This is a genomic window from Clostridium sp. (assembly GCF_030532265.1).
GTDB lineage: Bacteria > Bacillota > Clostridia > Clostridiales > Clostridiaceae > Clostridium.
The window spans coordinates 1-12,195 of record NZ_JAUNLM010000058.1 but is presented as its reverse complement, the minus strand read 5'-3'; the positions used below and the strand labels follow the sequence as shown (position 1 = coordinate 12,195).

Annotated in this window: 12 protein-coding genes and 1 pseudogene; 12 read left to right on the top strand and 1 reads right to left on the bottom strand. The window is 22.5% G+C overall.

What is annotated here, in order from left to right:
• The 6 genes and pseudogenes from Q4E08_RS10325 to Q4E08_RS10300 form a co-directional block, all read left to right on the top strand.
• Positions 1 to 583, top strand: a pseudogene (locus Q4E08_RS10325) (DNA-binding response regulator); the annotation flags it as partial.
• Between the two features lie 380 nt (positions 584 to 963).
• Positions 964 to 1,944, top strand: coding sequence for a hypothetical protein (locus Q4E08_RS10320; RefSeq protein WP_303130738.1), 981 nt, complete (start codon positions 964 to 966; stop codon positions 1,942 to 1,944).
• Positions 1,945 to 2,149: 205 nt separating this feature from the next.
• A complete protein-coding gene (locus Q4E08_RS10315; protein WP_303130737.1) occupies positions 2,150 to 2,404 on the top strand; it encodes a hypothetical protein in 255 nt (84 codons plus the stop codon).
• A 139-nt stretch (positions 2,405 to 2,543) separates the two neighbouring features.
• Positions 2,544 to 2,756 carry a hypothetical protein gene (locus tag Q4E08_RS10310; RefSeq protein WP_303130736.1) on the top strand — a complete coding sequence of 71 codons (213 nt, stop codon included), beginning with the start codon at positions 2,544 to 2,546 and terminating at the stop codon, positions 2,754 to 2,756.
• A 40-nt stretch (positions 2,757 to 2,796) separates the two neighbouring features.
• Positions 2,797 to 3,309 carry a hypothetical protein gene (locus tag Q4E08_RS10305; protein WP_303130735.1) on the top strand — a complete coding sequence of 171 codons (513 nt, stop codon included), beginning with the start codon at positions 2,797 to 2,799 and terminating at the stop codon, positions 3,307 to 3,309.
• 499 nt (positions 3,310 to 3,808) lie between these two features.
• Complete coding sequence (locus tag Q4E08_RS10300) at positions 3,809 to 4,024, top strand: hypothetical protein (protein WP_303130734.1); 216 nt, start codon at positions 3,809 to 3,811, stop codon at positions 4,022 to 4,024.
• 624 nt (positions 4,025 to 4,648) lie between these two features.
• Here the strand turns inward: Q4E08_RS10300 and Q4E08_RS10295 are convergent.
• Complete coding sequence (locus tag Q4E08_RS10295) at positions 4,649 to 4,837, bottom strand: hypothetical protein (protein ID WP_303130732.1); 189 nt, start codon at positions 4,835 to 4,837, stop codon at positions 4,649 to 4,651.
• A gap of 193 nt (positions 4,838 to 5,030) precedes the next feature.
• Between Q4E08_RS10295 and Q4E08_RS10290 the strand changes: the two genes are divergently transcribed.
• From Q4E08_RS10290 to Q4E08_RS10265, 6 genes are all read left to right on the top strand, one after another.
• On the top strand, positions 5,031 to 5,609 hold the full coding sequence (locus tag Q4E08_RS10290; RefSeq protein ID WP_303130731.1) for a recombinase family protein: 579 nt from the start codon (positions 5,031 to 5,033) through the stop codon (positions 5,607 to 5,609).
• A 471-nt stretch (positions 5,610 to 6,080) separates the two neighbouring features.
• Entirely contained in the window at positions 6,081 to 6,452 is a 372-nt protein-coding gene (locus Q4E08_RS10285; RefSeq protein ID WP_303130730.1) for a hypothetical protein, read from the top strand.
• 74 nt (positions 6,453 to 6,526) lie between these two features.
• Positions 6,527 to 8,698, top strand: a complete 2,172-nt coding sequence (locus Q4E08_RS10280; RefSeq protein ID WP_303130729.1) for a DUF1430 domain-containing protein — start codon at positions 6,527 to 6,529, stop codon at positions 8,696 to 8,698.
• 2 nt (positions 8,699 to 8,700) lie between these two features.
• Entirely contained in the window at positions 8,701 to 9,324 is a 624-nt protein-coding gene (locus tag Q4E08_RS10275) for a putative bacteriocin export ABC transporter (RefSeq protein WP_303130727.1), read from the top strand.
• A gap of 304 nt (positions 9,325 to 9,628) precedes the next feature.
• The gene (locus Q4E08_RS10270) at positions 9,629 to 10,198 is read left to right on the top strand and encodes a hypothetical protein (protein ID WP_303130725.1); all 570 of its coding nucleotides are present in this window, start codon (positions 9,629 to 9,631) and stop codon (positions 10,196 to 10,198) included.
• A 374-nt stretch (positions 10,199 to 10,572) separates the two neighbouring features.
• Positions 10,573 to 11,796 carry a DNA-binding response regulator gene (locus Q4E08_RS10265; RefSeq protein WP_303130724.1) on the top strand — a complete coding sequence of 408 codons (1,224 nt, stop codon included), beginning with the start codon at positions 10,573 to 10,575 and terminating at the stop codon, positions 11,794 to 11,796.
• Positions 11,797 to 12,195: the final 399 nt, after the last annotated feature.

Below are 12,195 nucleotides of genomic sequence, written 5' to 3'. Positions count from 1 at the left end.
TTATATTTTTAGAGAAAGAAGTCTTTATTATTCAAGAATACAAGACATAATAAAACTATGCGAACTCAGAGAATATGATTTAAAAGGTCATAGAGAGCTCATATTATTTTTATATAGGTATTATCAATGTAGCTTTACAGAAGATCCTCAAAAGGCTTTAGAAGACGTTTTAAGTCTTAATAGTACTTTCAGACAACCGTTAAATGAAAGAGAAGTTATAAGAGCTACTAAGAGTGCAGAAACGTGCTATTTAAGTAAAAATAAAGAATACAGATATAGGAATGATACTCTTATAGATTTATTAGAAATTACAGAAAAAGAGCAAATTGATATGATAACAATAATTTCTAAGGAAGAATATAAGAAAAGAGATAATGAAAGAAATAAAAGAAATTATAGAAAAAATTTAAAGCTTAAAGGGAAATTAACCAAAAAGCAGCAACTTGAAGAAATAAGGGAAAAAATAAAAAGCCTTAGAAATAAAGGCTTTAAGAATAAAGATATTTGTAAAGAGCTTGACTTGGCAGAGTCAACACTCAAAAGACATATCACATATATGAAAAATAATGGGCTAATAAAATGAGCCCTTTTTTTTAGTAAAATTTAAATTTATTATATAGTATATTTACTAAAAAAAAAAGGGCTCATTTTTTTTCCGCTTGTATTATAGGGTACTTTGTACCTGTTCTTTTTATGTACGGAGTTTTACGTTTTAGTGTTTCTTTACGTATAATTTTTATGAACTACTATTTTTAGTAGTTTTTCTGCAATGTATACATTAGATTTTTTTATCTTTATTTTATTAATATATTATATTATTAATTTTGTTGTTTACATTGCTGTACTTATTTCTACATATTTACCGGGCTTGTGAAAAAGTAAGAGAACGAAGTGACTTACTTTTCTCACATGACCGAAAGGTTGGTTTACGTAGTAAAGCAACCTTATACAGAGGAGGAGCAGATGATACAAAAGAACGATATTTTATACACAAAAGATTTAGTTGAGCTATTGGGAACGGATAAGCAGAAGAATAGTTATTATAAAAATTGTAAGTTAATGCCTAATATAAAAAGAGCACTTTTAAAAAAATTAGATTCAATAGCTGAATTTGAGGAAAAAAGAGTAGGTAATAAAAAATTTTTTATTATAAAAAGGCTTTTAAATAAGGAGGAATCATTACTTAAAAATTTAAGATATTCTGGAAAATTTTCATTTGCATTAGATAAAAAAATTTTAAAATTTTTATCTGAAATAAAAAAAGATAATTTAATATTAACTAATAAAAAAATAATAGAAAATTTAGGATTAGTTAATGATATCTTTTGGGAGTTACAAGGAAATAATTTAAATTTTAAAATTATAAAAGAGAAAGATATTGATGCTGAAATAGCTAAGTATTTTACTGGATTATTAAAATATGAATTAAGTTCATTGATAGAAGCTTCACTAAACAGGTTAAATAGAATAAATAAATTAATGTTTAGAAAGACTATCATAGTAGAAGATAGGGACAGAAGTCATAGAGAAGCAACAGCAGATGAGTATGAAGAAATTTTAGGTATTCAAGATAAGTGTTTGAAAAAATTTAATTGTAAAAGTATTAGAGGTATTTATTTTAAAGAATGTTTTAAAGAGTATTTTTATGCAATTGCAGAAGCTATAGACGAATCTATATTAGATATAAATTATTTTTATCAAGGTTATATTATATATAATATAAAAAATGATGATATCATTACAATTCAAGAGGAATCTATATTAGATAAACATTTAAATAATAATATAAAAGAAATGATATATAATAGATGCTTAAATAGAAGAATAAAGCAAATTGAAAATCGTAATGTTGCTTTTGGAGATGATTTATTTATAAAAACAGAGCTTAAAGAAAATTTTCTTTTTGAAATAGAAAAGATTATTAAATATACTTTAAACAATTAGATATTGTAATAGAGAAATTTAAAGATATTAAGAAAATGACTGATAATTATTTATATTAAGTAAATATAATAAAAATATTTTAAACTTTATCTTTCCTTTTTTAGAAATTAAATTTATTTTTTATAAAATTTACATAAAGAATTTTTATAGAAATTTTATTTGTATTTAATATGGGGAATACTATGTTAAAGCTAAAAAATTTTTTATGTTTATTTTAATATTTATTATAAATATTAGTATAGTTTCTTGTTCAAATGAAATAAATAATAAATCAAAACAAACTAAAATAATTGAAGATAAATCAAAAGTTAGAGAAAATGTAGATTTTAAAAAAGATGTAATACAGTCAGCAGTTCTATATAGTAATTACGATTATTATAAAAAATATAACGAAAAAATAAATGAAATTTATAATGAGATTAAATCTACTTATAAACCATCTAATAAGATTATAGGATAAAAGTATTGAGTTATAATAATTAATTTCTATCAAAATCCACTATTTTAAACTAGTGGATTTTTAATTATATATAAATAGAGGAATAATGAATTATTTATTGAAGTTATAAAATGTACTCCTTGAAGTACATTTGGTATTAATGGAGTACAAAAATAAAGAAAATGGTGAAGAAAAAATGGGGATTGAGAAGAAAAAGAATGATAGAGTACAAATAAGAATGAATAGTGAATATAAAGCAAAATTAAAGTATTTATCTGAGGTTAGAGGGTATAAAAGTCTTAGTGAATATATATTGTATTTAGCTATGAAAGATATATCAGAAAGTGAATTTATAAATAATAGAATGGAGTAAATTAGGAATGTAAATTATAAAAAAATATGGGAGTGAGAATTTGAGAATAGTTTATAAAAACACTGAATTAGATTATATTGAGTTTATGAAATATATTTTAGAATTAGATAAAAAAACAAGGAATAAATTCTTAATCATACCAATATTGGCTATAATTTATGGTTTATTTTTAGCTTTTAAATATAAAATAATCAATGATCCAGATATTATTTTAACTTTTATAATATATAATATAGGCTGTTTTATTATAGGTTTATATTTATATTCTTTAGATAAAATTATATTGATTAAATTTAAATTAAAGCTAAAACATGCTCCAAAGGAGCTATTTGAAGAAAAAGTTATAGAGGTTATTGATGATAATATTATTTATAAAAATAATATAAATAAAAAAAATATTATAAATTTTGATTCAATAAAAGATGTAGTAGAAAATAATAATAGAATATATATATTAAGAAAAAAAGGCTATAATTATATTAATACACCTATTATACCAATAGAGATATTTGAAAATGATTATGATAAACAAAAATTTATAAATATATTTTAAAACAAAAGGTAGTTTGAAAAAACTATCTTTTTTAATTATTAATTTTAAGAGTGTATGTTTTTTACATAGTAAAAAATGCAAAAAATCACCCATAAACAATTGATATGAATAGATTTAGAGGAAAAAGTGCAAAGTTGTACACTATACCATTAATATAGTTTTATTATTATCTTTAAGGTGATAGGGAGTGAGATAAAAGAGGATTTATATTAGTAGTATGGAACTTAATTTATAGAATAGTTTAAAGGGGGTTAATTATTATATTATATAAAGTAGAGTAAGCGTCTAAGTAATTAAACATAAGTAAACAAGCTATTATAAACAACTAAAGAAAGAAGAATTTAAACCTTATATTTTTATGTATAAGGGCATTGGGAATTAAACATATTAGTGAAGAGAATTTTAAAGTGGTCTCATAGATTACTTTTAAATTTAATTAATCTAAATTAGTATTAGATTATTAATTTAGATTAAAATTTCAATTATTTTGAGGTGATATATGAAAGTTTTAAAAATAAGAGTGTTACTTATATTATTGGGAGCAATTTTAATAATTTTATCCAATAATATTTTTGATATTTTTTATACTGGAGTAAGATCTGAAGTATTTGAAATAACGAAAACTATATCTATTATGTTTATTGGAATAGTAATAGTGTTAGTGGGAATTTTATTTCCTTTTTCTGATAAACCTAAGAATAAAGATATAAGATAATACCTATATACCAATAATAGTATGTTATTGGTATATATTTTTTTAGGAAATATTTAAAAAAGCGAAGTAATTTAGGATTATATTCAGGAATCCCAGTTAAATTTGAACATTTTAATGTTAAAACTATTATAAAAACAATATCTCTTATTACACATATATATGTTCAGTGAGAATCACATTATCAAGCACAATACCTGTGATCAGTATTAAGTTATATAAATATTTCATATTCACCAGGAACAATAGCATCTAATTTAATAGTCAAATTAAAATTTTAATTTTAAATTAGGTGTAAAATTTTCAGCCCTTGTATTATATGGGTATTTTAGTACATATTCTATCTATTTGGACTGGCGGTGGTACGTGAGTAGTTATTTCTTTTTAGCCTTTTTATGTGGTTATCTTTTGGTACACTTTTTTAATAAATGGTTTTTATAGGTTCCTAATTAACATTAAAGTGTACTACCAGTGCAAACCCTTGAAAACATTGGCCTTACCGGGCTTGTGAAAAAGTAAGAGAACGAAGTGACTTACTTTTCTCACATGACCGAAAGGTTGGTTTACGGAGTAAAGCAACCTTATTAGTAGGAGATATTATCTAGGTTTCATACTTTTTGTAGTTACTCAAAAGTTATAATAATGCTTAGTATATGCTTTATATTTTATAACTGAATTAACACCTTTAGCAGTATTATTTTTAAATTTATTAGTTATTAAGAATAACGTGTTGTAAAGCCCACTTCCAACCATTGCATATGTTATTCCAGTTGCAAAATTAACTTTTGATAATTGATACCATGAGGAACATAACAAGTAAAAATAATCTAAGAATTAAATTTAATTATGATAATGTTTTAAAATTAAAATAGATATTGAAATAAATATATACCTTTAAAATATCATAACTCTTAAGTATTGATACCGGAAAATTAATGACGTAAAATAGCAACATACAACGGTGTCAAAAATAAGTGTCAAAACGCAGGTGGAAAAAGAGGTAAAAAATATGATTTATGGATATGCTAGAGTTAGTACAAAGGGACAAGCTAAAGAAGGAAATAGTTTAGAGAGTCAAATTGAAATTTTAAAAAGTAATGGAGCAGTAAAGATTTATTCAGATAGTTTTACTGGAACCAAAACAGATAGACCGGAATTTAACAGATTGTTAGCTGAATTAAAAGCAGGAGATATATTAATAGTTACTAAACTGGATAGATTAGCTAGAAGTATTACTCAAGGTAGTGAATTAGTTAATCAGTTAATCAATAAAGGCATAAAAGTGAATATATTAAATATAGGGATAATGGATAATACTCCAGCAAGCAAATTAATAAGAAATATATTTCTTTCATTTGCAGAATTTGAAAGGGATATGATTGTAGAGAGAACTCAAGAAGGAAAAGCTATTGCAAAGACTAAAGAGGGATTCAAAGAAGGGAGACCTAAGAAATATACAGATAAGCAATTAGATAATGCATTAAGTATGCTTACAGTAAAACGAGGGGATAAGAGCAAAACAGAACTAGCAGAATTATTAGGTATTAGCAAGAGTACTATAATAAGAGAAAATAAAAAAAGAAAATAATAGATTAAATTTAGGAAGAGGGGTTTAATAATCTTTCTTCCTTTAGCTTTTAAAAAACAAATTTCAAGCTAAAGTTGGTTTTTATAACAACGATTAAAGCTAATAGAAGAGTAATCTTCTTATGATATGCAACCTATAAACAAGAGGAAAGCTAGTATATGATTAACACGTAACAGATAGGATTCAGATGAGCCGAATAACTAAATATACAGTACATTATACTTTGAGTTAGTAAGAGTTTAAATTTTTCTTTAAGATCAACTTGAACAGCAATAGATCGTAATATAATTATCATGGAATGTGGTAGGGATGAATGGTGAATTTTTGAGTAAAAAAACATTGAACTAAGTTTTATAAGAATAAAGGAATTTGTGATTTAGATACATAAATAAGGAAAAATTAATTATTTATTTACATATTATTTACAATTTTGAAATAATATTGTAAAATATTGGTGTAAGGGGTGGTTATATGAAAAAAAATATAATAAGTTTATTATCCGCTGCATCTATAATATTAGCAATAGGTGCGCCAATACTTGCTAATGCTTCAAATATGAATACAAAAAATGGCGGTGAAGAAATTATTAATCCATATCAAAAAGCTGTAACTTCTGGTGATATGGATAAAGGTACTGATAATCATGGGTATTGGATACGTGGAACTAGAGATGATTTAGTAATATCTGAATACAAAAATTATAAAAAAGAAGGTAGAGGATCTGTTGTTAATGGTGATGGTCACTATAGAGATGGTGGTTGGAAACCTAAAGATACATTTAGCAAAGCAAGTGCATACAAAGCTTTTTGGGGTGGAAATAAAGCATATTACAACTTTAGATAGTGTATATAATTAAATTGCGAACAATATAGAATTATTTTAATTCTATATTGTTTTTATATAAGGGGAGAATTAGATTGAGAAAAATAATATACATATTATTAACGATTCAACTAGTTATATTATCTTTATTAGGAATAAATATTTTTGAATACAATAATATAAATAATACTTTTTATAGAGAAACCACTGAAATAGTTTTAAATTTTAACGATAGTAAAAATAAAGCTGATAATTTTGATACCTATATGATTGAATTATCAAAAAAATATAATATTAATATTTCAAAATATACAAAAATAGACGAACAAAACATGAAAATATATACAACTGATCCAACTTTTGGTGGAAAGATAAAACTAAATAGAGGTTCATTTCCTAAAGAAAATTCTAAAGAATTTATAAGTAATATTAATAAAAAAGATATTAATCAAACAGGCAAATTTGATAGAGTAAATTCAAATCTAAATATAGATATTAAAAGCATTACTAATAAAAGTGAATTTTCAAATGAAGGAATTTATTACTTATCAACTATAGATTCTAATACTGTAAATTCAATAGTACATGATTTGAATTTAAATGTTGCTAATACAAGTATATTAAGATTTAATGATTCAAATAGAATTAATATTCGTTCAACACTATATTTGATTATAAATTTAGCTTTAACATTTGTGTTTATTTTAGTTACAATAATACATTATTCAATTGAAAGATCAAAGGAAATAGCTGTACTAAGAATAAATGGATATAGTGTTATGGATATATATATTCATATTAGTAAGACTTTTAGTAAATATATTGTTAAAGCTTCACTTACAGCATATTTTATAATTTTTATTTATTATTTATATATTAATGGTTTTAATTGTATAAAAATATTATCTTTATATTTTGTTTATATTTATATAGTTATTGGTTTACTTTATAATTTTATCTTATTAATATCAGTAAGTACAAATATTATAAGTAAAAATTTTTCTGCTAAAATTAAAGGAGCAAAAAATTATAACATTGTTAATATTTCCAATTTAATTTTAAAACTTATTTTTATCATCTTTTTATTGTTTTATGTTAATTTAGTTATAAATCAGACAAAAGATATAAACATTAAATTAAACAATTTATCACAATGGGAAAAAGCAGAAAATTTATATTTTTTACCAGTTAAATATAATGGAGAAAATGATGAAAAAATTCACTATAATACAAGCCTTAAAATGAAAAAATTATATGATAAGTTGTCAAATGAAAAAGATGCAATTTTAATAGAGCCTTCTAATTATAGAAAGATTAATGATTCATACATTTTTGATTTAGAAAATAAAGATATTAGTCCAGAAATTGATCCAACTGGAAGAAGTATTAAGATAAATAAAAATTATTTAAAATTTAATCCTATTATATCAAGTGAATTAAGTATAGAAAATCAAATTGTATATGATGAAAATACATTAAATTTATTAGTTCCGGAAAAATTAAAAAAATATGAAAAGGAAATAGTATCTAATTATAGAAAACATTTTTATTTTGAAAAAGTAGAAGTTGAAAATATTAATAATGAAATATTAAATAAAAATAAAAATAAAAATACTACTGCTGAACATGATTTAAATATTAATATAATTTATGTAAAAAATAATCAAGATTATTTTACTTATGATTCTTATATAGAGGAAGATAATAATAATTTAATAAGAGATCCAATAGTTATGATAGATACAGGAAACATTGATAGTTCATACTATCTTTCTTATATGACAGGAAATGTATATATTAAGTCAGAAAAGAATGATGTGTTTTCAGATATATATCCATTTATAAAAAGTGAAGAACTAGAACAATCTTTTGATAAAGCAATATCATTATATGATTCTAATGCAGAAAAAATTGATAGATTACAAAATCAAAAAAGAGGATGTGTTATATCTATTATTGTATTATTTTTATCTAATATATTAGTTACTTATAATATAATATCTGCTTATTATGAAAAAAATAAACATAAAATATATATTAAAAAAATATTTGGATATAGTAGAACTTTAAGAATTATGCCAATTATTTTTAAAGTTCTACTAGTTAATTTACTAGCTATAATTTTGACTAAATTATTATTTGGAATTGGAATTAATATTTTAATAGTAGGTTTTCTAATAATTTTAATTGAATTTATTCTTTCTATTGTTTTTGAAAGAATGCTAACAAAAAAAATGTTTAATATAATATTAAAAGGAGAGCATTAAAAATGATACAGCTTCAAAATATATCAAAAAGCTATAAAGACAAAAATATTTTTGAAAACTTTAATTTAAGTATTAATAAAGGTGATTTTATATCTATTATAGGTGAAAGTGGAAGTGGAAAAACAACATTAATAAATATAATGGGATTATTAGAAAAACCTACAGAAGGTAATGTTATAATTAATAATATTACAAATCCTAATAATAAAGAATCCCTTATGCTTCAAAGAAACAGCTTTGGATATTTATTTCAAAATTATGCTTTAATTGAAAATGAAACGGTAGAAAAAAACTTAAAAATAGCACTCAAATATAATAAAGATAAAAATAAAAATAAAATTGAATTAATAAACCATGTATTAAAGTTAGTTGAACTTGAAAATTATAATAAAAAGAAAATATATGAACTAAGTGGAGGAGAACAACAAAGAATATCTTTAGCAAGAATAATGCTAAAAAAATGTGAAATAATATTTGCAGATGAACCAACAGGAAATTTAGATAAAAAAAATAGAGATATTGTTTTTAATATTTTAAAAGATTTAAATGAAAAGGGAAAAACAATAATTCTTGTGACTCATGATAAAGAATTATCTAATAAATGTGATAAAACAATTAATTTGTAATAGATATAATTAAATAAAACTAATAGATCCTATAAGTTTAAAATAAAGAGTATAAAAAATGGTTTATAGAAGTTTTAATTTAGCAGAAGATTTTTCTTCTGCTTTTATTTTGCCTTTAAATAAAAGATAAATTTTAACTTAAATTTAGGCCATATAAGAAGAAATTTTAATAATAGCAATATAAATACATTAAAAAGTATTAAAATTAAATACAGAGCATTTTGAGTTGTTTTATTATGTAATGCAAACACAATACAATATATGATACAATACTTATAAATAATTTTAGTTGGGGTTGAATGAAATGAGAGAAATAAGTGAAGTCAAAATTAATGAGTTATTAAACATGATTAATGAAGCTTTAACAAATGGAATTAGTGTAAATAAATTTAGCAAAGATATGGGATGGAATAGTAGTAGTGTTAAAACGAAGCTAAAGCGTGGTGGATACGGGTATGATGCAAATTTAAAAAAATATATTCCAAAGGATAAAGTGAACACAAATAAAAATACAAAAATAGATACGAAAATTAAAAACAATAAAGATTTAAAAGATACTAAAATAAATATAAATGAAAATACTAAAAACAATATGATAAAAAACACAAAAGATATAGATATAGAAGTTGTTTTAAAGAAGTTAGATGACTTTGAAAAAAGATTATTGAATTTAGAATCAAATAGAAATGATATTAGAAGATCTAAAAGAAATAAACATATAATAAATAATACTAGAGAAACATCTACAAAGAGTATAAGACTTTATACAGAAGTTAAGAAACAACTAGATGAATATTTAGCACAGCATAATGATAAGAAAGTTATAGAGGTATTTAGCTATGCTATATTAGATTATATAAATAAATATAAGTAAAAAAAGATAATTATAATGTGTCTTTTTTTTTTATTAGGTATATGTACGGGTTCATGTATACGCTTAAAAAAAATATTTCCCTAAAATGAAGTAAATATCTTTATATTTTCGTTAACATAAAATTGGACGACAAAAAAGCAGTCCCAAAATTGAGACTGCTTTAGCCAAAATACATATTAAAAATTCATTACGTTAAGTTTCTGAAACTCTCGTTGAGCTAATTAAATTATAACATTTATAAGATAAATTATCAATATTTATAAAAATAGATATTGAATGTTTACATACATTAAGTTGAAATAAAGAAATTAATTAAAAGAAATAAGTAAATATGATATAATTTTCTTAGTTTTTACAAAAAAGGAGGTGAATATGTGAATCAAGCATTAAAATTTAATAAATTAAGCTATATAGATAAGCTACATAGCAAAAGTAAAGGATGGATTACTAGAAGTGTTATAGATCAAGGCGGCTATAAGCAATGGCATTATAAATATGCTGAATTAAAAGATTTAGATTTAAGTGGAGAAAACATTTATATAACACCAAATACATTCTATAGTACATATAGAAGATTAGAATATATTAAAGAGATTAATGCTTTATTTATAGATTTGGATTGTTATAAATTAAAATTTACAAAAGATCAAATATTAATGAATCTTGAAGATAATTATTTTAATAGAATAATTCCTATACCAAATTATGTAATAGATAGTGGGCGTGGAATGTACTTAATATGGCTTATAAATTCAGTTCCAAGTAAAGCATTACCTTTATGGAAGGCAGTTGAAGAATATTTATATAAACACTTAAAATGTTTTGGTGCAGATAGACAAGCTCTTGATGCAACAAGAATATTAAGAGTACCAGGAAGTATAAATTCTAAATCAAAAACCGTTGTAGATATAATAGATGAATATGATTATATTTATGATTTAAGAGAAATTCAAAAAGAATTTTTACCTGAGTTAAGACCATCTGAAAAGAGAATAGGTAGACCTAAAAAAATAAATTATATTTTTAGAGAAAGAAGTCTTTATTATTCAAGAATACAAGACATAATAAAATTATGTGAACTTAGAAAATATGATTTAAAAGGTCATAGAGAGCTTATATTATTTTTATATAGGTATTATCAATGTAGCTTTATAGTAGATACTCAGAAGGCTTTAGAAGATGTTTTAGGGCTTAATAACAATTTTCTACAACCATTAAATGAAAGAGAAGTTATAAGAGCTACTAAGAGTGCAGAAACATGTTATTTAGATAAAAATAAAAAATACAAATATAAGAATGATACTCTTATAAATCTATTAGAAATTACAGAAGAAGAACAAATTCATATGAAAACAATTATTTCTAATGATGAGTATAAAAGAAGAAAACGAATTAGAAATAAAAAAGCTTACCAAGAAAAATTAAAATCTAGAGGAAAGTTAACTAAAAAAGAAAGTTTGAAGATAATTAGAGAAAAAATAAAAAACCTTCGATTAGAAGGCTTTAAAAATAAAGAAATAATGCAAATGTTAGGTATTAGCAGTACCTCAACATTTGAAAGACATATATCATATTTAAAAAAGAGTGGGCTAATATAAGCTCATTCTTTTTATAGTTATATTCAAATAAATTATAATAGCTAAGACTTTAAAAATCTACCCCCATTTTTTCAGCCCTTGTATTATAGGGTACTTAGTACCTGTTCTTTTTATTTTAGGAAGTGAGGAGGATCTCTGTATTTTTTAGGTGATTAGGTGCACTGGTTTTGATGTTTTTTTTTTGTTAAACAAGTATCTATACTTTTCTTATTTTTTAGCTAAAGCTGTAGTTAACTCTTTGAATTCTTGCGGATTTATCTATATTTTTCTTATTATAAAACTGCGTATTTTTTTACATTTTATTTATAACTTCATATAATAGCGTGAAATTATAAATAAAGGAGTTTATTATTATGGTTCATACATTAATGATAAGTTATAGATTGTTAAGTATTAAAT

What these genes read in the sequence shown, in the direction of transcription:
- Q4E08_RS10320 (WP_303130738.1), top strand. Translation starts at nt 964, where the DNA reads ATGATACAAAAGAACGATATTTTATACACAAAAGATTTAGTTGAGCTA.
- Q4E08_RS10315 (WP_303130737.1), top strand. Translation starts at nt 2,150, where the DNA reads ATGTTTATTTTAATATTTATTATAAATATTAGTATAGTTTCTTGTTCA.
- Q4E08_RS10310 (WP_303130736.1), top strand. Translation starts at nt 2,544, where the DNA reads ATGGAGTACAAAAATAAAGAAAATGGTGAAGAAAAAATGGGGATTGAG.
- Q4E08_RS10300 (WP_303130734.1), top strand. Translation starts at nt 3,809, where the DNA reads ATGAAAGTTTTAAAAATAAGAGTGTTACTTATATTATTGGGAGCAATT.
- Q4E08_RS10290 (WP_303130731.1), top strand. Translation starts at nt 5,031, where the DNA reads ATGATTTATGGATATGCTAGAGTTAGTACAAAGGGACAAGCTAAAGAA.
- Q4E08_RS10285 (WP_303130730.1), top strand. Translation starts at nt 6,081, where the DNA reads ATGAAAAAAAATATAATAAGTTTATTATCCGCTGCATCTATAATATTA.
- Q4E08_RS10275 (WP_303130727.1), top strand. Translation starts at nt 8,701, where the DNA reads ATGATACAGCTTCAAAATATATCAAAAAGCTATAAAGACAAAAATATT.
- Q4E08_RS10270 (WP_303130725.1), top strand. Translation starts at nt 9,629, where the DNA reads ATGAGAGAAATAAGTGAAGTCAAAATTAATGAGTTATTAAACATGATT.